Origin of the sequence: Cupriavidus sp. IDO, from assembly GCF_000812465.1 — a bacterium.
GTDB lineage: Bacteria > Pseudomonadota > Gammaproteobacteria > Burkholderiales > Burkholderiaceae > Cupriavidus.
Genome location: NZ_JWMA01000065.1, coordinates 37,928 through 56,983, shown reverse-complemented (window position 1 = coordinate 56,983; position 19,056 = coordinate 37,928). Strand labels below are relative to the sequence as shown.

The following is a 19,056-nucleotide window of genomic DNA, read 5'->3' as shown; positions in this document are numbered from 1 at the left end:
CTGCCATACCTCGTCGCTCAACAGCGTCCGGACCATCTTGCCTCGCTCGCGCAAAAGACAAGATGTAAACACATTTATTCAAATGTAAACAGACCCTAACAGAATCAACTGTTCTTATCATCGGGATTTCGAGCTGGCCCGGCAGATTCGCCTTGTGGTGCGCGGTCTCGAACGCCGGCCAGAGGACGCTGGTATCGCTGACCAGCCGGTAACCGGCGTCAAAATCCTGGGGAACATAGAATCGCGTAAAACTCCATTGGCTACCTTCAGGATATGCCGTCTGATCGTATCCATTCAGACACGTCGCCACGTCCTCCGCATTGCGGATGCCGTAAAAGGACAACTCCTCCACCATCAGGCGCGCGACGATCTGGGTCTTCCCCGCTACCTGCAAGGCGGTCTTCTGCGCGAGCAGCTCCTGCTGACCGACGAGGAAGGTAAACAGCTTGATCTGCTGCCGATCGAGGGCGTCGTGGACATCGCGCAGCCACTCGTACTCGTTGTCGTTGTAGCGCTGAGCTTCGTCACAGAAGAGCAGCACCGTGCCGCTTCCCGCTCGAGCCGCCGCCTCGCGAATCCGCAGGGCTAGGCGCATGCGCTTGGACGGATTGGAACCTGCGTTCGGGTCCGGGTCGCCAACAGCCTCGAGCAAGTTCGAAAAGAACGGGCCTTCGGCATGCCGCGGCTTGTGTTCACATTGTGCGTGGTAGCTCGTCATCTTCGGATGGTTGCGCGCCAGCAGTAATCGCACGTACTCGATGGCCCGTGTCTTGCCGATGCGGGAAGGCCCATAGATCAGTGCTCCGATGACCCGGTAGCGTAGACATCGAGCAACCAGTTCATAGAAGGCTTCGATCGCAGGCGTGGCGATACGATAGTTGCCGGTAACCAGCGGGTGAAGTGACGGATCGACCGGACGCGGCATCTGAGGTGCCATGGCATACCTCGCAATGTGAACGACAGGGTTAGAAAACTTGGCCGGTCCCGATCGTGAGTTGGCGCGGCTGCGCCGGCGCGTGAGGCGCGATCGGGACACCGTCAGCCGCCGCCGCGGCCGGTGCAGATACCGTAGACGAGAAGGCGCTTCGCGTGGATGGAGCCGCCTCGGCCGGCGTACGCGTTGTCGGTGCACTAACAAGCAGCCGCACGGTCCGCGCGTATTCCGTCGCTGCTTTCCGACTCGTCTTTGCCTGCGCGAGCTTGGTCTGCACATAAGCTTCTATCGGATTCGAGTCGCCCGGTTGGCTTCGACGCCGATCCCGCAGCTTTCTGACCTCCTGGCGCAGCTTCAGGTTGTGCGGAACCACCCCCCAGGCGCCTTGCGCGTCCAGGACGCCGAGTTCCGTGCCATCCGTGAGAAAAGCTCGCACGCATCGCAGATCGTCAGCATTCAGGTAGACGAGTATCTGCTTGCCGACCAGCCGCGTGCTGCTTGCCAGCACACGGCTCGTGTAGCGCACACCGTACAGGTTAATATGCGGACGTACGCCTTGCTCAAGATAAGCGCGGACACGACAACGGCGGGCCACTTTGCGGCGCGCTTCGGCAATCCACCGCCGACGCCACACCGGCCTTTTCGGCAAATTCTTAGCCCGGTGTCACTTGCGCTCACACAAGTCAGCTGCAATCAGGGGTTCCGCCCACGCGCAAATCGCCCATACTGTGAGTGGGCCGCCAACCCTCGGCGGCCGCGTGCGCGGCCAGGCCATGACCCCGACGACGCGAAGGAGCACAGATCGGCATGCCTACCTATGAAGAAGGACGCCTGGCGGCCATCGCAGTCAGGCTGGCGCTGTCCTCGGGACTTCCCCCTGCGAACGCGAAAGCCGCACTGGATCTGGCGAGCAGAATGATCGGCGACCAGTTGACAGCGGCGCCTGCTCAAAACAAGGAGCCTTGCGTATCGTCTGTGGCCCGCGACCCTCTCGGCGACGCCCCGAATCGGGAAGTATCCACCAGTTCAAACCGGTTGGAGCGAAAGCCGAGCCGGTTGGCGGCCTTGTAGAAGCGCTGGCGCATCAGGTCCGCCCAAATCCCTCCACCCCGCATGCGCGTCGCGAAGCTGGCATCGTAGTCCTTGCCGCCGCGCATCTCGCGTACTTGGTTCATTACGCGCTCGGCACGATCCGGGAAATGCGCCTGCAGCTATTCTTCAAACAGCGGGCGCACTTCCCGGGACAATCGCACCGATGTAGTTCGTGTAGACCGCGCTGGCTTCGTGCGTGGCCCCCAGTACCCGCTCCAGATCCGGCCCCGAAATCCGTGCAGCACTGAAAAGGGCCGGCCATGCACTGCTTCGAGCCGCACGCGCTCAAGTGCAGGCGCGGCAGATCCCATGCGAGCCCCAGCGCGCTTGACGAACGGTTGCCACGGGCGACATATCAACGGTTGTTGAGCAAGCTGCTCAAGAGGAAGGCGGCGAGTTACTGGGAATTGGCACACACGGCCGTCGCGGTACGCTTCAATTGCTGCTTTGCAGCGTCGCCAAAGGACTGGTCCGACATTCCAATCTTCTTCCGCTACTGTTTACAATTATTAAACGGTGGTCGTCGCGCGTGCAGTGTGCCACATGCTTGCCGCTACGATTTCCCTGATTGATTTCTCTTTCTTGAATCTAGCCGCGAACCACGCGTGCGTGAGGCGATCACCGGACTTGATGGAGAGAGTGGCATGGCTAGGCATCTATATCGCGAATTCCCGGCGGACGAACAAAAGGCGGTTGCGACCGTGTGCACGCAAGTCGGGCTTGCACCTCAGGATTTCGAAATTACGGACGAGGTGAATGATTTCGCCGCCAGCCCGAGCGGCACCGCGGCACGTCAAGTCACTGTGAGACGCATGGCGACCGGCTCTCAGAGTGTCTATGAAGATAGCGAGTCTTCGCCCTGGATCGTGGAATTCGAGAGCGATCTTGAATGCGGCCTGTTCGGCCGAGTGTCGGCATAACGGCGCCGTGAGGCGAAGACAGGTAGAAGCTCCGGTTGGCGCGGCATGCCTGAATCTCACGTCACCAGCGGTGCCGCCGTACCAACCATGGGCAAACGGCCAGAACAGCGCAAGCGCACATGCTCACACGGATAACGGATGCTGCCGGGCACGGGCTGCGGCAGGCCGTCCCGCACTGCCCTGCGGCTGCCGCAACTCGCCGGAGGAGATTCATCGGGGCAAGGCTCTCAATGGCCCGCATCTGCGCCTCATGCCGGACAAACAACGAGCCGGCGAACCCCAGGGCATTGACCGAAATGCCTTCAACGCATTTCCTGGATCTAGTAGCCCTGCGGACATGACCAACAGGTTGTACGGCGCCGACTGGCGCAGTCCGCCATCGACATCGACCGCCCGCAGGCCAACCGCATCGAGCAGTGCGCGGTAGCGCTTGCACGCCGTGCACGCCATCTCGTGCACGGGCGCCGCAAACAGATCCAGTGGCGCCAACGCAAGCGCAAATGCCATGCCGGGGACGGCGCCCGGCGATCCGCGCCGACTCCAGCAAGGGGCCGATCGGAGCGCCGGGCCACTCTCGGCGAACAACACAGTAGCGCGATTTGCAGATGTTTGTGGACCTGGCTCGCTCCCGCGGCTGCTCCGCGGCAAGCTTCAGCCCTTGCTCAGGATCGTCATTGCCTTGTTCGCATCGTCGAGCGAGTCCACCGACACGTACGCGACAAACTGCGCCCCAATGACGGAGGCAGAGAATCCGCGTAGATTGATTTCGCCTTTCGCAAGCTTGCGGGTCAGCTCCGCCACAATGCCGGGCCGGTCCCCGCCCATGATACGCACCGAATGCAGGCTGTGCGTGACATTGAAGCCGACCTGGGCAGCTGCACGGATTTCCCTGTCATTCTGCAGCGGTGTCACGAACACGACACCCTTGCCGGGGTCCTCCGGCGTGCGGCGCGCAATCGCGAATTGCAGGTCCGCGCCGGCATCGCGCAAGGTCTCCAGTACCTCCGCAAGGCCGCCGGGCCGGTCGGGGATGGTTGCCGCCCACACGTCCACGCGTTCCACGAGAAGATCGTTGGTCATTGCTCATTCTCCAAAGGCCCCCCACTACGAATCTAGCGCATGGCGGCTGGCAGGCAAGCTCTGGGCTCGGTGGACGGCGGCAGGCCGATTTCCTAGCAACTCGCCGTGCCCGAACTTAATATGGACTAGTCATTTCAGGCAGCTATCGCAGGATAGTGGTACCGACACTACCTGGATGGATGCCATGGAAAGTGAAGGGGAATCGTCATGTCTGAAGGCAAATCGCCACGCCATGCTGCACAGCAGGAATCGGCCGATGTGTCCGAGGCCGAAATCGCGGTCCATTGGCCCGAGGAGGACTATGTCCTGCCGGCCGGCCAGTTCATTGCGCAGGCCAATCTGACCGACCCAGGCGTTTTCGAACGCTTCTCCCTCGATCGTTTCCCCGAGTGCTTCAAGGAGTTCGCAGACCTGCTGGACTGGTACAAATACTGGGAAACGACCGTGGATACCAGCACCCCGCCTTTCTGGCGCTGGTTCGTCGGCGGCAGAATCAACGCCTGCCACAACTGCGTGGATCGCCACCTCGCCGCGTACAGGAACAAGACCGCGATTCATTTCGTGCCCGAGCCGGAGCATGAGGCGGTGCATCACCTCACCTACCAGGAACTCTTTGTTCGCGTCAATGAGCTGGCCGCCCTGCTGCGCGAGTTCTGCGGCCTGAAGGCCGGCGATCGCGTCACGCTGCATATGCCCATGGTGGCCGAACTACCCATCACCATGCTCGCATGCGCGCGCATCGGCGTGATTCATTCGCAGGTATTCAGCGGCTTCAGCGGCAAGGCCTGCGCCGAGCGCATCGCGGACTCCGAGAGCCGGCTGCTGATCACCATGGACGCGTATCATCGCGGCGGTGAATTGCTCGATCACAAGGAAAAGGCCGACATCGCCGTGGCAGAGGCCGCCAGCGCCGGTCAGCAGGTCGAGAAGGTCCTGATCTGGCAGCGCTACCCGGGCAAGTATTCCAGTGCTGCCATACTAGTGGAGGGCCGCGATATCATTCTCAATGACGTGCTCGCCGGGTTCCGCGGCAGGCGTGTCGAGCCCGAGCCGATGGCGGCGGAGGCACCGCTGTTCCTGATGTACACGAGCGGCACCACGGGCCGGCCCAAGGGCTGCCAGCATTCCACCGGTGGCTATCTGTCCTACGTGGCGTGGACCTCGAAGTACATCCAGGATATCCACCCCGAGGATGTCTACTGGTGCATGGCCGATATTGGCTGGATCACTGGGCATTCCTACATCGTCTATGGCCCGCTCGCGCTCGCCGCCTCGTCTGTCGTCTACGAGGGCGTGCCGACCTGGCCCGACGCCGGCCGGCCCTGGCGGATTGCGGAAAGCCTTGGCGTCAACATCTTCCACACCTCGCCCACCGCAATCCGCGCGCTGCGGCGCAACGGTCCAGACGAGCCGGCGAAGTACAACTATCATTTCAAGCACATGACCACGGTGGGCGAGCCGATCGAGCCCGAAGTCTGGAAGTGGTACCACCGTGAAGTCGGCAAGGGCGAAGCGGTCATCGTGGACACCTGGTGGCAAACCGAGAATGGCGGCTTCCTCTGCAGCACGCTGCCGGGCATCCACCCGATGAAGCCAGGCAGCACGGGCCCGGGGATTCCGGGCATTCATCCGGTGATCTTTGACGAGGAAGGCAAGGAGGTCCCGGCCGGCTCGGGCAAGGCGGGCAATATCTGCATCCGCAATCCCTGGCCGGGCATATTCCAGACCGTCTGGAAGGATCCGGACCGCTACGTGCGCCAGTACTATGCGCGCTATTGCAAGAATCCCGACAGCAAGGACTGGCGCGACTGGCCTTATATGGCGGGCGATGGCGCAATGCAAGCGGCGGACGGCTACTTTCGCATCCTTGGCCGCATCGACGACGTGATCAACGTTTCCGGCCATCGCCTCGGCACCAAGGAGATCGAATCGGCGGCACTGCTGGTGTCCGAGGTCGCCGAGGCGGCGGTGGTGCCGGTGGCCGACGAGGTCAAGGGCAAGGTGCCTGATCTCTATGTGTCGCTCAAGCCTGGACTGTCGCCATCCACGAAGATCGCGAACAAGGTCTCGGCCGCCGTGGTATGCCAGATCGGCGCGATTGCGCGTCCGCATCGGGTCGTGATTGTTCCCGACATGCCCAAGACACGCTCGGGCAAGATCATGCGCCGCGTGCTGGCGGCGATCTCCAACCAGCAGGAGCCTGGCGACGTGTCCACGCTTGCCAATCCGGAGGTCGTCGAGAGGATCAGGGCGCTGGCGACATAGGACGGCTGCGGCGGTCAATGTCAGACGGCATTGTCAGGCTACGGGCTCGCGGCGCAAACCGAGGCCCCAATTTTTCTTATCGTATGCGTGGCTCGCTTGCTGAGGCAAGGCCGTTCCCAAATGGCTGGACAAAGGCCGCAGCAACGCAAGTTTCGAATTATTGATCGGGCGGTGGCGTAGGATCGGTGAAGGTCCGCTCGACGAAGTAGCGCAATTGGCCCAGATCGGTTTTCACGTATGCCGCTGTGGTCTGCACCGAGGCATGGCCGAGCAGCGCCTGTGCGGCGGGCAGCGGTACTTGGTGGTCGACCACCAGCGTGCGGGCGTAGGCGTGGCGCAGCCAGTGCGGGGAGGCGGCGCGCAGCAGCAACGCCTGCGCCGGCTCGCGCGCCTGCAGGCCATCGGCCACGGCGGCAAAGATCGCCTTGACCTCCCGATACAGGCCCGCCCGCTGGAGGGCCTCGCCCTTGTTCCCGTGGATCACTGGCAGCACCTCGTGCGTCGGCGACTTGGCCGGTAGGCCGCGGGCTAGTCGATAGGCACGGAGCACGGCCACGCACGGGGTGGGCGGCGGGATGGCCCGCGTCTTGCGCCCCTTGCCGCAGACATAGAGCGCCCAGCGCCCGGGCGCTTCCGCGTCCAGCCGGGGTAGCCCGCTCTCGGCCGACCAAGCCAGTTCCGCCAGGCGCACCCCGGCGTAGCGGTACAGTGCCCAGATCGCGCACCGTCGCCGCGCGCCCAGCGGGTTGGGCGTATCGGCCTCGGGCGCATCGAGCCACGCATCGCACGCGGCCAGCAGCGCCGGCGGAATCAGCCGTGTCGGCGCGAAGCCGGCCCGCGCGCGGCTGCCGGAGGACAGGCCGGCAGCCGGATTGGCGTGCAGGTAGCCGGTGTCGTACGAGTAGCGGTAGAGGCTTGCCACCACCGCCAGCGCGCGCGTGCGGGTGGCCTCCGACAGTGGCAGGGAGCCTGAATCCGCGCCGTGGCTACCATGCTGTAAGACGTGCCGGTAGGCGAGCAACTGTTGGCGTGTCAGATCGGACAAGGGCCCGAGCTGGCGCGCGTTGCACCAGCGCATCAGGCCGCACAGTTCGGCGCCAAGGCGCGCAGCGTGTGCGGCGAGCGCCCGGCGCGGTCGCGCAGGAACAGCGCCAACGCCTGCGCGTCGTCGGCGGCGCCCAGCCTGTTGTTGGCGGCCTGGGGCTGGGCAAAGCGTCCGGCGCGCGCGAGCCAAGCCAGTTCGGCGGAGCCGCGGGTGTCCAGCCACGAAGCCGGTGCGGCCGGCTCCGTCGCATCCGCAGCCTCCCGCACAGCGGGTATCTTCGGTGAGGAGGCGACGGACCGGAAACGGCGCCGGTGCGTGTGCAGCAGCCGGGTCAGCACCGGGCTGGGCGCCTGGTCCGCCGGCACCGTGCGCAGGCGCCCGCGCTCCCAGTACTCGATCGCCCCATCGTGCGCCAGCAGCAGCTTGAGCACCGCCGGCTGAGCGGCCTTGGCGTCGGCGAGCGACCCATAGCGGCGCTGGAGTTCCGCAAGCTCATGGAAGACCATCTGGTGGTGGTCGCGCGGCAAGACAGCCCACCGGCCGTATACCGCAGCAAAAGTGCCACCAATTCGCAAGCAAAAGTGCCACCTCGGCCCGGGAGCGTTAAAAACCTTGGGATTCGGCTTCAGCCATCCGTCCTTACCGGTCGAGGAACCCGGCCAATTCAGCGGGCATCTCCTCACCTGGGTGTTGCATTCGCCCCAGTAGGTGATGGTCTCCTCTCGAATGATGACTTTCATCTCGGAGCTCGGCAGCCGATAAGTGGCTCAATGTAGACACCCATCCCCGATACCCCAAGGTTTTTAACGCTCCCCCGACGATATGGAGGGCGAGCCGGTGACACAATCACTTCGCTCTAGGTCAGCGGCATCACAGTCGGTGCACGACCGGCAGCACGGTTTCGCGAAGCGCCACCACATTCAGCATTAAATACATCCAAATAGAACAACAAATTTAGTTATTAACACTGCCAATGTATCGATATGATGGCTCTTGAAGCCACGTTTGATACGCTGGGAACATTTAACAACTATTTCATCTTGATCATCGTTATTGGGGATCGGTATGCGAGTCGTAGTACTGGGCAGCGGTGTCGTTGGCGTAACGAGCGCGTACTATCTCGCGCGTGCAGGCCACGAAGTGACGGTCATTGACCGCGAGCAAGGTCCGGCGCTCGAGACCAGCTTTGCCAATGCCGGGCAGATTTCACCCGGTTACGCAGCGCCATGGGCAGCGCCCGGTGTGCCACTGAAAGCGGTCAAGTGGATGTTCCAGAAGCACGCGCCGCTCGCCATCCGGCCTGATGATGCGGACAAGCAGTTCCAGCTTCAATGGATGTGGCAGATGCTGCAGAACTGCACGGCCGAGCGATATGCCATCAACAAGAATCGCATGGTTCGGCTTGCCGAGTACAGTCGCGACTGCCTGAAGGCGCTACGCTCGGATACCGGTATTCAATATGAAGGCCGCACAGGTGGCACGCTCCAGGTATTTCGCACACAGCAGCAGCTAGACGGGGCAGCCAAAGACATTGCGGTGCTAAAGGAGGCCAACGTTCCATATGAGCTTCTGACACAGTCCGAACTCGCGCGCGCTGAACCAGCGCTTGCTATCACGGCATACAAGCTGACGGGCGGACTGCGCTTGCCCGGCGACGAAACCGGTGATTGCCAGTTGTTCACCACGCGCCTCGCCGCCCTCGCAGCAGAGGCCGGCGTAACCTTCCGCTACGACACTCCAGTTGACGCCCTGGTAGTCGAAGGTGGCAAGGTTGTCGGGGTACAGCACGGCACCAGGCTCGTCCATGCTGATGCGTTTGTTGTGGCTTTTGGCTCGTACTCGACCCATTTTCTTTCTGGAATCGTTCGAATCCCGGTATATCCGCTCAAGGGTTACTCGATTACAGCCCCCATCATTGACGAGAGTCGCGCTCCGGTTTCAACCGTGCTTGACGAGACCTACAAGATTGCAATCACGCGTTTCGACAAACGCATTCGTGTCGGCGGCATGGCCGAGATTGTGGGATTCGACAAACGGCTGAGGGAGGCGCGAAGGGAAACCCTGGAAATGTGTGTCAATGATCTGTTCCCGGGCGGCGGAGACACCACCAAGGCTTTATTCTGGACCGGCCTTCGCCCGATGACACCGGACGGCACACCCATTGTCGGAAGCACTGCCTTGCCCAATCTTTATCTGAACACCGGCCACGGTACGCTTGGCTGGACGATGTCCTGCGGTTCGGCCCAGCTTCTCGCGGATCTTGTCTCTGGTAGAAAACCGGCTATTCGCTACGACGACCTAAACGTCTTTAGGTACACCGATGAACCGGTCGCACCGACCAACTTCGAGTTCAATTAATCGACGCATCAAGTCATCAGCATCCGCTGCCCGGTACCGCCGGTTCAAGTCCATGTTTGCCGCGCCATGGCGCGCCGGAACCCTAGACCAAACTAAAAGTGGGTCTTCCGCACTTTGTGTGACGAGGGCGCACTGGCGTGGAGGATGTTGTAGCGTGGAACGGCCGTCGTCTCCACCGCCCACCTTCTTGTTGACGAACGTGGGCGAGCCCGCCAGCCTCGTGCCGGCCGCACGAGCTCACCCGCCTGCGATGGCGATCGGACTAGCGTGTCCAGCAGGACAAGGCAGGCCGGTCGTTCAGTTTGGCTTCAATACCCGCAGCCGCAGAAGCTCGATGTTCGCACAGCCATACGTCTGGCGCTTGAGGAACTTGAGCCGGTTGACGTGACCCTCGGTCTGGCCATTGCTGTTGCAGAGCGTTAATTCCGCCAATGGCGGTCACAATTTCCGCCAATATCGAGATCTGACCGCTTTTACCTACCCCTTGCGCTGACGCTTGCTAATCGCACGGATCACCGCAGTGAGGTTGCGGCAGATGCATAGCGTGCATGGCGGGAGCGTATTCAGTCTATGTCCAGGGACTTGGCAGACAGCCGTGTGCGGGTCCAGCCAATCCCGCTTCCAGCGAGGCGAGAAAACGTCGACGGGATTCAGAACTAGGCAGTCGAAGCAGTATGGGAGCTGATCTCGGTCTGAAACCCATGCCATCGGTGTTTGAAGTGCCTCCAGCCTTGGGATACCAATATGAGTCAGCCGCGCAAGGCGGCACAGTGCCTGCTCGTCCATCGGGGGGAATAGAAGCCAGCCTGTATTGGTCAACGCTGGAAACGCACCAAGGTCGCCAATCTGCCACAACTGGTCAACACTGATCTGATACCTTGCGGCCAGCCGACCGAGCCAACCGCCAAACGCTTCGTCATCGAATGGCCGCGGAGCAACAGGCCAAGGCCTGACGCCCTCAGGAGAGCAGGGTTCGCGCTGCATTCTCTATGTGACCAAGGTCGATGGCCTCCTGCCCATCCCGGATCGCGAGTTCTGCCGAAACAGTCAGGACGCGCGACACTTCCCCGGTTAGCCCTCCACTTGCAGTCAGAATGGCATGTACCATCTCTCGCCGTGCGAGATTCGACGGACGTCGAAGCGGTAAAATCATCTCGAAGGCTGCAAGAAGAGAACGAAATGCCTCCGTCTCCTGCCATCTCGGCACCTCGAGACGGGCGAATCGACTAACCATCTGGGGATCCGTTTGGAGCGCTAGGACGGCGTCTTGAGTGCCAACGAGGACAACTGCGATTTTCAAGTCATTGGCGAGGAACTTCAGCAGATTCAGGGATGCACGCTGCTCCCGATAGTTGCCTGCCAACAAGTGATGAACCTCGTCAACGATCAGCATGCGCGCCGAAACTTTTCGAAGCAGTGCGCGACTCAGGTTCTCAAGTGCAGATAGCCTTGCCGCCGCGTTGAAGGGCGCGCCCAGTTCGAAGAGCAATGAAGAATAGAACCGCGGCTGCTCGGGTGTCGGTGGCATCTGCATGGCAACGATTCTTCGCATCTTGACGCCCTTCTCTTCGTCATACTCGGGCGGATGACGACGCTGGAATTTCGAGACAATCTGCGTCTTACCAATGTTGGAATCTCCGTGCAGCAACAGACACGGCATACGCTCCCGCTGAGGCGTTGCAGGAGACGCTCTAGAATCTCCAGCGCCTGCGCAGCACGCGGGTAGTCTATCCAATGGCTACGTGCCAAGCCTCTAATTCTGACCCCATCGTCGCACTGAGCCAGTTCTCTCGCGGCCGGTAGCAGATGTGTTAGCAGCGCGCGCATCGCAATTACAGCGGCTCGACATTGAACACTGAGGGCGGCTTGTTGTAGTCCACCGCCGGCTCGGACCCCTTGACCAATGCGTTTGCGAGCACCAAGTTTGTGCACCTCGCCACGAACCTGGGTGCCAGTTCCTTCAACGCTTCGCCTTGACGGCTTGCCCCCATTGTTTGCAATTTTGCGCGGGAGACAATCCGACGCTGTTCGTCAATCGCCTCAAATACCTTCGCTTCTGTGACATATTCTTTACCTTGGCATCGTAAGCGCCGTAACGCGCTGCGTTGCTCCCACAATGACAACCGGCCACGGCGCAAGTCCGAAAATGTCGCTTCAACGTAGTGCTTTCCGTCGACACTGACAAAGATTCTGGAGAGATCCTCAGGGTGGTACCTTGCAATAACTTTCTGCTTTGTCGCCCGCCAGGCTGCGAATATTGGGTGCCAGTATCGAAGGTAGAACAGCTTCAGCCCATACGACTGCACGGTCCGATAGGCCATCGGCAGGAACTGGATTAGGAAGGGCAAGGGTTCAGGCGCCGCATTGGGAAGTAGGCGTGGAGGCGTCTTCCTACCCGCCGTTGCCCACTCCGAAAACGGAGTGGCGCCCTGCAGCCCGCGGTGAGCGTTGTGGTGATAGCGTTCAGCAATCTCGAGAACTAGCCACCGCTCAAATTCCCGGATCGTCAAGGAGGCTTCCTTCTCCGGCGGTCGGGCCTTGCGCCCCTTGGGTGACGATCCCGTCGATCCTGGCAGACTATGGACACGTTCCATGATGGTCCTCATCAAACGTTCGATATGTCCCCCGAAGTACGGTCTTCCCGCGGGTCGGTACATCAACTCAACACCATACTCCCGACACCCCGCTCGCAATGCCCTGCTTTTGAATTCGGCCGCATTATCGAGGTGAAGTAGCTGTGGAATGCCGTGCATCGGCCAATCGACGCTAACATCGAGGCTGGCGAGCCAGCCATCCTTTGGCAAGACAACGCGGGTCAATAGCAACGCGACCGTTGCCGCATTGGGGCGGTCCATCCCGACATATACGCCGACGACGCATCTTGTCGAAACGTCGAGGGCTATGCTTAGCCATGGCCGGCCAATGGGGCGTCGGCTCGCATCATCCACCAGCATCAAATCGGCTAGCGTGTGATCAATCTGCACAATATCCATCGGACAACGCGCCACCAGATGACCTGGTGGAATCTCAGAACCCGGCAGCGTCGCGAGCCGAAGGGCTTCTTCTTTCCGATGGGCCGCCCAGCGTCGCGAAATGGTAGATCTGCTTGGCGGACGAACACCTGATCCTGCGCAGCGCTTCCGGATTTCGACGTCAAGCTCGAAAAGCGGATGAGCGAGATGACGCTGCCGCGGCAGCCATTCGGTCAGGACCTCACTCACGATTTCCTCGACAGTCGCTGCTAGACGCGGCTTTCCCACTTTGGGACCTCTGTCATAAGGTATCAACGCGCTCGCTACAGGATCTGCGAGGAAGCGTCGGCGCAAGTGATAGACCGTCGCCCAATGGATTCCAAGCAATTTGCCAGCGTTCTCAGCTTGCTTACGCGTGAGGGGAGCCCTCCCAAGCGGACGTAAGACCCTCGCAATCGCCAGTTCGCGCTTCGTTGCAATCCTCATGGCCGTGTTCAAGACCGTGGTCTTACACACATTAGGCGATTTACTGAATGCTCGACTCGCGCTGGCGGAGTTAGTGGACGCGGCGCCCCAAAGCGCGTTGCCTACGAACAACAGTGGTACACGTCACAACGCAGCAAAAATCGCTTATGGATCAATCAGTTAGATCGATGAACATTGGCGGATTTAGTGGTCACCGTTTGCCGAATTAATGGTCGGCAACAGGTGCTGATACCGCGCAGCTGACGGCGCCGGCAGCAGCCCCCGCAGCCGTCAGCTGTGGCGCTGGTCGACGATGCGCCGCGCTTTCCCGACCGAGCGTTCGATGCCGCCGGCGGCCAGGACTTCGATCGTGGCGGTGACGCCGATATAGGCCTTGATGTCTTGCGCCAGCGCCTCGCGCGCGGCCTGTGCACCGGAGGGATCGCTGCCATGGGCCCGCTCCACGCGCACGGTCAGCGCGTCCAGCGGGCCCTCTCGCGTCAGCACGCACTGGTAGTGCGGCGCCAGTTCGGCGCGCTTCAGGATCAGCTCCTCGATCTGCGACGGGAACACGTTGACACCACGCACGATCATCATGTCGTCTGTCCGGCCGGTGACCTTTTCCATGCGGCGGAACGCGGGCCGCGCGGTGCCGGCTAGCAGCCGGGTCAGGTCGCGGGTACGGTAGCGCACCACGGGCATGGCCTCCTTGGTCAGCGAGGTGAATACCAGCTCGCCGAACTCGCCCTCGGTCAGGACTTCGCCGGTGTCGGGATCGATGATCTCCGGGTAGAAGTGGTCTTCCCAGACGGTTGGGCCGTCCTTGGTCTCGGCGCATTCATTGGCCACACCCGGCCCCATCACCTCGGACAGGCCAAAGATGTCCACCGCCGAGATGCCAATGCGCTGCTCGATCGCCATGCGCATTTCCGGGGTCCATGGCTCGGCGCCGAAGATGCCCACGCGCAGCGATGTGCCGGCCGGGTCGATGCCCTGGCGCTCGAACTCGTCGGCGATCGCCAGCATATAGCTCGGCGTGACCATGATGACCTCGGGCCTGAAGTCCGTGATCAGCTGCACCTGCCGCTCCGTTTGCCCCGGCTATGACCTTGGCTCCAGCCTGTCCTTCTTCGCGGTCTTCAACGTGGCCGCGGCAATCGGCGGCGTGATGATCGGACGGATCGCCGATTACTTCGGACCGCGCAAGACCATCGCTGTCAGCTTCCTGGTCGGAGCTGTGTCGATCTTCGCGCTCTCGCAAAAGAATGTGTTGCTGGTCAACTATGTACTGGTCGCGCTCGCCGGCTTCGGCAGCATTGCCGTGGCGCTGGTGCTGCTGGGCTATATCGCGAACTACTATGCACCGCATGCCCGCGCTTCCGCGACCGGCTGGGCGGTTGGCGTCGGCCGCTTCGGTGCCATGACAGGTCCGGTGCTGGGCGGCTACATGGCAGGGCTGAACGTGAATCCGGTGTGGAACTTCGTCATGTTTTCGGCAGCCGCGGTATTGGCGGCGCTGGCGGTGTACATCGCGCCGACACCCGAGCATGTGAAGCACGCCCGAGGAACGAAGTAACGCCCCGGAAGCTGGCCGTCATCGCTTGCGCACGCGACGGTGCCGGCCGCCTCTATCAACAGGAAAGCAGCATGAGTCTTGGCTTTGGCTATCTGGCACGCATTGGCCACCTTTATCCGTCCGGCGGCCTGTGCGACTTCGAAGTGCAAAGGATGGCGCCACCCGGCGTGCAGTTCGTGACTACGCGCATGCCGTTCGTGCGCACCTCGCTGGAAAGCGACAAGGCCGTTGTCGCCGATGTGGAGTCCCACGCCACGCTGCTTGCCACCGCCGGGGTCAGCCTGATCGCCATGAATTGCACGGCAGCAAGCATGGCAGTGGGGGCGCAAGTCATCAACCAGCGCATCGTTGACGCAACGGGCATCCGCTCGGTCACCACCACCGACGCCATTCTCGCCGCCTTGCATGCGGTTGGCGCGGGCCGTGTCGCACTGATGACACCCTATCCGCGCGAGGTGGTCGAGATGGAAATCGCGTTCCTCGCCCGACACGGTGTCGAAGTTGTCTGCGAAATCGCGGACCCTTGTTCCACGCCGATTCAGCAGGGTTCGTTTCCTGCCTCGCACTGGGCGGACCTGGCGCGGCAACTCGATACCGACAACGCCGATGCAGTATTGATCAGCTGCGCCGGCATACAGGTGAGCGACGTCATCGAAGAGATCGAGCGTGCCGGCAAACCCGTCATCACCAGCAACCAGGCCCTGCATTGGCACTGCTTGCGCACGCTGGGCCTGGCGGACCGCCCCACAGGATTCGGCAGCCTGCTGGCGGGCAATTTCGACAAGGGCACATACCTCCCTTGACGAGGTGAGCCAGCGCTTCTCAGTCGCGCTGGCCGGATGGTCGCGCAGCATCCAGCAGTGCCCTGGCCTGCTGCCACTCAGCGGTGTCGAACCCTTCCGTGAAGGACTCATGCAGGCCGGCCAGCATCTGCCGCGCTGCTTCCGCCTTGTCCTGGTCTTGCCACAGCCGAGCCAGACCCAGCGCCGCGCGCAGCTCTGGCGACTTCGCGCCTTGCTGGCGCGCGATGGTGATGGACCGGTGAAAGCACGCTGCGGCCGCTTTGCGGTCAGCGGCCCCGTCCGGGCGATGGAGAAGCAGTTCCGCCTGGAGCCGATGCAACTCCGCTTCAAAGGAACGTTCCCCCGTGTTGCCGACCGTGGCCAGCGCGTCAGCCAGCACGTCCAGTCCCGCCTGCGCCTGGCCGGCGTTCTGGTAGGTTTGGGCCAGCAGGGCCAGGAAATAAGGCCGCCCCAGCTCGGCGCCCGTGGCCTGGTAGGCGGCCAGACCCTGGCGAATCTGGGCAATGCCCTCCTCACTGCTCCCCTGCTCGGCCAGCGCCCAACCCCGCAAGATGGTTCCCCATGCGAACCAGAACGGAAATCCTTGCTCGGTCGAGAGCGTGATGGTGGCGTCGGCGCACTCCCGGGCCAGTTGTGCCTCATGCCGCAGCTGATGCAATTCGGCGGCAAAGGCCAGGCCGAGTGCGAGGCTGAAAGGATGAGAAAGCCTGCGGGCCAGCGCCAGCGCCTCTTGGGCAGCCTTGCTGGCCTCAGCCGGAAAGCCCTGCAGCCATAAGACCCATCCCAGAAGGCAGAGGCCACGGACCCCATGGTCCATCTCATAGAGTGCGTCATGGGCCTGACGTCGTTCAGGGTCATAGTACGCAAGCCCGCGCTCCAGGTGCGCCCGGGCCTGGTGGAGCTTGCCGAGAAAGAGCGAGGATCCTCCCAGCGCGATATGAGCGTGTTCGAGCAGCACCGGGTCTTGCATGTTCTCAGCCAACCCGAGCAGCGCCTCCCCTAATTCATACGCCGTGTGATGCTGCGCCCGAAGTGAAAAGAAAGTGCGCAATCCCAACTTCACCTGGAACAGCTGCGGGGTTTCACCACCGTGTTCGCACAAGGTCAGGGCTCGGGCATAGTTGGCCTCCACCTCCGACGAGGCATAACCTCTCGCAGCAATCAAGGCGGGACCCAGGGTAACGCGCAAGGCAAGCTCCTGGCGCGCGCGTTCGGGCGCGTCGGGCAGGCGCTTGAGCAGCTCCAGCGCCGTACTCAGGTGACGGATGGCATCAAGATGTGCCGAACGCTCAATGGCCTGGCGCCCGGCGCAATGCAGGTACTCCACCGCCTTGGGGATGTTGCCGCCGAGACTGTAGTGATGTGCCAGTTCGCTGCAGTGGTCTTTCAACTGATGCCGGAAGAGGACCTCGATGGCCCGGCCTGTGCGCTCATGCAACGCGCCGCGCTGTTCCGAGAGCAAGGAATGGCCTGCGACTTCCTGGGTAAGGGCGTGCTTGAACGCATACTCGACTTCCGGGAATGCCGGCCGCCCGTAGATAAACTCTCCGGCCTGCAGGCCGGCCAGCAGTGGATAGAGGCACTCCTCCGACTGCCCGGTGACCTGCCGGATCAGGCTCAAGGGAAATTCCTTGCCGATCACGGCCAGGGTTTGCAGCAGCTCCTTCTGCGCGAGTGGCAGCCGGTCCATGCGCGCCGCGAGCACGCCCTGTACCGTGGTTGGAATATGCAGCGCGGCAGGGGTCTTTTCGATACGGTAATGGCCGGGTTCACCGAGCAGCGCCTTTTCCTCGGCCAGGGTCTGGACGACCTCCTCCATGAAAAAGGGATTGCCCTCGGTTTTTTCGAGGATAAGATGCCTGAGCGGCGCGAGGCTGGGGTCATTTCCCAGCAAGTCGCCGAGCAAGCCTTGCGCCTCGGCTGGGCCGAGGGGGTCGAGCCGCAATGCCGTGCCATTGTCCTTGTGCCCCCACGCGCACTGATACTCGGGGCGGTAGTTCACGAGCAGCAGAATCCGGGCTTGCGCCATTCGCTCGATGAAGTAAGCGAGGAAGGCTTCGGTCTCGCTGTCCAGCCACTGAAGGTCCTCGAACAGCAACTCGACGGGCTGATTAAGGCTCTCTCGCACCAGAAGGCGCGTGATGGCCTCGAACGTGCGCTCGCGCCGGAGGCTGGCACCCATGTCCGCCAGTGCCGAGCCGAGCTCGCCGATGCCCAGCAGATACAGCAGGTAAGGCATGATGTCTTCGAGGCTGCGCTCCAGCGTGACGATCTTGCCCGCGACCTTCTCGTGGCAGCGCCGCTTGTCGTCCTGGGCAGTGAACTGGAAATAATTTCTCATGAGTTCGATGAGCGGCAAATACGCAAAGGCTTTGCCGTGCGACACCGAGAAGGTTTCCAGCACCAGGCCGCCGCTCTGCGAGCGCGCCTTGAACTCGTGGAACAGCCGCGACTTGCCGACCCCGGCCTCCCCCACCACCGCGACGATCTGCCCGTGTCCGGCGGTGGACTGGTCCAGCGCCAGGTGCAGCGCCTCCAGTTCGGCTTCACGGCCCACGAAGCGGGCCAGGCCACGGTGCGCTGCCACTTGCAAGCGCGTGCGCAATGCCCCGAGACCAAGCACTTCATAGACCGCGAGCGGCTCGGGGATGCCTTTGACCTGGGCGTCTCCCAGCGCCTTGAACTCGAAGTACCCCTGCGCGAGCTTGTGGGCGGATTCGCTCACGAGAATGGACGCGGGCGCGGCCATCGTCTCCATCCGCGCAGCAATGTGGATCGTGTGCCCCACCGGGTCATAGTCGGTGTGCAGGTCGTCCTTGCGGATCGAGCGCACGACTACCTCGCCCGTGTGGACGCCCACCCGGATCTGCAGCGAGATGCCCTGCTCCAGCCGCAGCTTGTCACTGTGCCGGTGCATTGCCTCCTGCATGCGCAGCGCCGCGTACAGCGCGCGCTGGGTATGGTCCTCATGGGCGATGGGCGCGCCGAACAGCGCGAGGATGCCGTCGCCCAACGACTTGGCCACGTAGCCCTCGTAGTAATGCACGGCCTCCATCATCAGCTCGATGACGGGGGTAATCAGGCGGTCTGCCTCTTCCGGGTCCCGGTCGTGGATCAGGGCGGTCGAGCCCGCCATGTCGGCAAACAGCACGGTGATGGTCTTGCGTTCGCCGGCGGTCTCTCCGCGGGCTTCCAACGCCGCCTGCTCGGCCCGGATGCGCTCGGCCAGGTGCGGTGGAGTGTAATGAACGGGGGCGGCGGACGAGGCTTGCGGTATTTCGCTGACGGGCTCGCCGCAAGCGTTGCAGAAGCGCGCCGCCGGGCTCAGTTCGTGGCCACAGCTCGCGCACAGGCGCGCCAGCCGGTTGCCGCATTGCTCACAAAAATTGGCGCCAATGGCATTCTCAAACCCGCAAATTGTGCAGCGCGCCATGGGAGCCTCCCCGGACTTCCTCGGGTAAATTAAACGCCCCATTGCCTTTCATCGCAAGACCGACTCGTCGCTGCATGATCGCCTGGATCGGGCTGAGCGTTGCGCGGCGCACT

General features: G+C 62.4%; 16 protein-coding genes and 2 pseudogenes. 6 read left to right on the top strand and 12 right to left on the bottom strand.

Annotated elements, in window-relative coordinates:
• The 3 genes from RM96_RS20195 to RM96_RS40080 all read right to left on the bottom strand — a co-directional run.
• Positions 1–937, bottom strand: a 937-nt coding sequence (locus tag RM96_RS20195; protein ID WP_238587337.1) for an ATP-binding protein, incomplete at its 3' end; no start/stop codon positions are given.
• Between the two features lie 28 nt (positions 938–965).
• Positions 966–1,442 (bottom strand): hypothetical protein, encoded by a 477-nt coding sequence (locus tag RM96_RS20190; RefSeq protein WP_193752489.1) that lies wholly within the window; start codon positions 1,440–1,442, stop codon positions 966–968.
• Between the two features lie 439 nt (positions 1,443–1,881).
• A complete protein-coding gene (locus tag RM96_RS40080) occupies positions 1,882–2,109 on the bottom strand; it encodes a hypothetical protein (RefSeq protein WP_039013170.1) in 228 nt (75 codons plus the stop codon).
• Positions 2,110–2,372: 263 nt separating this feature from the next.
• Here RM96_RS40080 and RM96_RS40885 point away from each other — a divergent pair.
• Positions 2,373–2,594, top strand: a pseudogene (locus RM96_RS40885) (universal stress protein); the annotation flags it as partial.
• Positions 2,595–2,670: 76 nt separating this feature from the next.
• Positions 2,671–2,946: a hypothetical protein gene (locus RM96_RS20180; RefSeq protein WP_039013169.1), complete on the top strand. Its 276-nt coding sequence runs from the start codon at positions 2,671–2,673 to the stop codon at positions 2,944–2,946.
• Between the two features lie 61 nt (positions 2,947–3,007).
• Here the strand turns inward: RM96_RS20180 and RM96_RS37310 are convergent, their stop codons facing one another.
• Both RM96_RS37310 and RM96_RS20175 read right to left on the bottom strand, forming a co-directional pair.
• Positions 3,008–3,382, bottom strand: a complete 375-nt coding sequence (locus RM96_RS37310; RefSeq protein ID WP_238587339.1) for a hypothetical protein — start codon at positions 3,380–3,382, stop codon at positions 3,008–3,010.
• A 215-nt stretch (positions 3,383–3,597) separates the two neighbouring features.
• Positions 3,598–4,026 (bottom strand): ACT domain-containing protein, encoded by a 429-nt coding sequence (locus RM96_RS20175; protein ID WP_039013168.1) that lies wholly within the window; start codon positions 4,024–4,026, stop codon positions 3,598–3,600.
• Between the two features lie 207 nt (positions 4,027–4,233).
• Here RM96_RS20175 and acs point away from each other — a divergent pair, with 207 nt between their 5' ends.
• Positions 4,234–6,291 (top strand): acetate--CoA ligase, encoded by a 2,058-nt coding sequence (gene acs, locus RM96_RS20170; RefSeq protein WP_039013167.1) that lies wholly within the window; start codon positions 4,234–4,236, stop codon positions 6,289–6,291.
• 157 nt (positions 6,292–6,448) lie between these two features.
• Here the strand turns inward: acs and RM96_RS40075 are convergent, their stop codons facing one another.
• Complete coding sequence (locus tag RM96_RS40075; RefSeq protein WP_238587336.1) at positions 6,449–7,336, bottom strand: tyrosine-type recombinase/integrase; 888 nt, start codon at positions 7,334–7,336, stop codon at positions 6,449–6,451.
• Positions 7,337–7,368: 32 nt separating this feature from the next.
• On the bottom strand, positions 7,369–8,076 hold the full coding sequence (locus RM96_RS40070) for a hypothetical protein (protein WP_238587335.1): 708 nt from the start codon (positions 8,074–8,076) through the stop codon (positions 7,369–7,371).
• 325 nt (positions 8,077–8,401) lie between these two features.
• On the opposite strand from RM96_RS40070, the gene RM96_RS20160 reads away from it, so the two are divergent.
• Positions 8,402–9,694 carry a D-amino acid dehydrogenase gene (locus tag RM96_RS20160; protein ID WP_039013166.1) on the top strand — a complete coding sequence of 431 codons (1,293 nt, stop codon included), beginning with the start codon at positions 8,402–8,404 and terminating at the stop codon, positions 9,692–9,694.
• Between the two features lie 477 nt (positions 9,695–10,171).
• Here the strand turns inward: RM96_RS20160 and RM96_RS37305 are convergent, their stop codons facing one another.
• From RM96_RS37305 to RM96_RS20145, 4 genes and pseudogenes are all read right to left on the bottom strand, one after another.
• On the bottom strand, positions 10,172–10,678 hold the full coding sequence (locus RM96_RS37305; RefSeq protein WP_082016619.1) for a TniQ family protein: 507 nt from the start codon (positions 10,676–10,678) through the stop codon (positions 10,172–10,174).
• Complete coding sequence (locus RM96_RS20155; RefSeq protein WP_238587334.1) at positions 10,653–11,342, bottom strand: TniB family NTP-binding protein; 690 nt, start codon at positions 11,340–11,342, stop codon at positions 10,653–10,655. The genes RM96_RS37305 and RM96_RS20155 overlap by 26 nt, the downstream gene beginning before the upstream one ends.
• 184 nt (positions 11,343–11,526) lie before the next feature.
• Complete coding sequence (locus RM96_RS20150; RefSeq protein ID WP_238587333.1) at positions 11,527–12,915, bottom strand: Mu transposase C-terminal domain-containing protein; 1,389 nt, start codon at positions 12,913–12,915, stop codon at positions 11,527–11,529.
• A 507-nt stretch (positions 12,916–13,422) separates the two neighbouring features.
• A pseudogene (locus tag RM96_RS20145) lies at positions 13,423–14,229 on the bottom strand (AMP-binding protein); the annotation flags it as partial.
• On the opposite strand from RM96_RS20145, the gene RM96_RS20140 reads away from it, so the two are divergent.
• Together RM96_RS20140 and RM96_RS20135 are read left to right on the top strand one after the other, a co-directional pair.
• Entirely contained in the window at positions 14,174–14,707 is a 534-nt protein-coding gene (locus tag RM96_RS20140; RefSeq protein ID WP_338011422.1) for an MFS transporter, read from the top strand. The pseudogene RM96_RS20145 and the gene RM96_RS20140 overlap by 56 nt on opposite strands.
• A gap of 71 nt (positions 14,708–14,778) precedes the next feature.
• Positions 14,779–15,510 carry a maleate cis-trans isomerase family protein gene (locus RM96_RS20135; RefSeq protein ID WP_039013163.1) on the top strand — a complete coding sequence of 244 codons (732 nt, stop codon included), beginning with the start codon at positions 14,779–14,781 and terminating at the stop codon, positions 15,508–15,510.
• Between the two features lie 19 nt (positions 15,511–15,529).
• On the opposite strand, the gene RM96_RS20130 is transcribed toward RM96_RS20135, so the two are convergent.
• On the bottom strand, positions 15,530–18,943 hold the full coding sequence (locus tag RM96_RS20130; RefSeq protein ID WP_039013162.1) for an adenylate/guanylate cyclase domain-containing protein: 3,414 nt from the start codon (positions 18,941–18,943) through the stop codon (positions 15,530–15,532).
• Positions 18,944–19,056 lie beyond the last annotated feature (113 nt).

Bases quoted from the DNA above. Each gene is read 5' to 3' on its own strand.
- RM96_RS20140 (WP_338011422.1), top strand. From the start codon at position 14,174: ATGATGACCTCGGGCCTGAAGTCCGTGATCAGCTGCACCTGCCGCTCC.
- RM96_RS37305 (WP_082016619.1), bottom strand. From the start codon at position 10,678: ATGCAGCGCGAACCCTGCTCTCCTGAGGGCGTCAGGCCTTGGCCTGTT.
- RM96_RS20160 (WP_039013166.1), top strand. From the start codon at position 8,402: ATGCGAGTCGTAGTACTGGGCAGCGGTGTCGTTGGCGTAACGAGCGCG.
- RM96_RS20180 (WP_039013169.1), top strand. From the start codon at position 2,671: ATGGCTAGGCATCTATATCGCGAATTCCCGGCGGACGAACAAAAGGCG.
- acs (WP_039013167.1), top strand. From the start codon at position 4,234: ATGTCTGAAGGCAAATCGCCACGCCATGCTGCACAGCAGGAATCGGCC.
- RM96_RS40080 (WP_039013170.1), bottom strand. From the start codon at position 2,109: ATGAACCAAGTACGCGAGATGCGCGGCGGCAAGGACTACGATGCCAGC.
- RM96_RS40070 (WP_238587335.1), bottom strand. From the start codon at position 8,076: ATGAAAGTCATCATTCGAGAGGAGACCATCACCTACTGGGGCGAATGC.
- RM96_RS20130 (WP_039013162.1), bottom strand. From the start codon at position 18,943: ATGGCGCGCTGCACAATTTGCGGGTTTGAGAATGCCATTGGCGCCAAT.
- RM96_RS20135 (WP_039013163.1), top strand. From the start codon at position 14,779: ATGAGTCTTGGCTTTGGCTATCTGGCACGCATTGGCCACCTTTATCCG.
- RM96_RS20175 (WP_039013168.1), bottom strand. From the start codon at position 4,026: ATGACCAACGATCTTCTCGTGGAACGCGTGGACGTGTGGGCGGCAACC.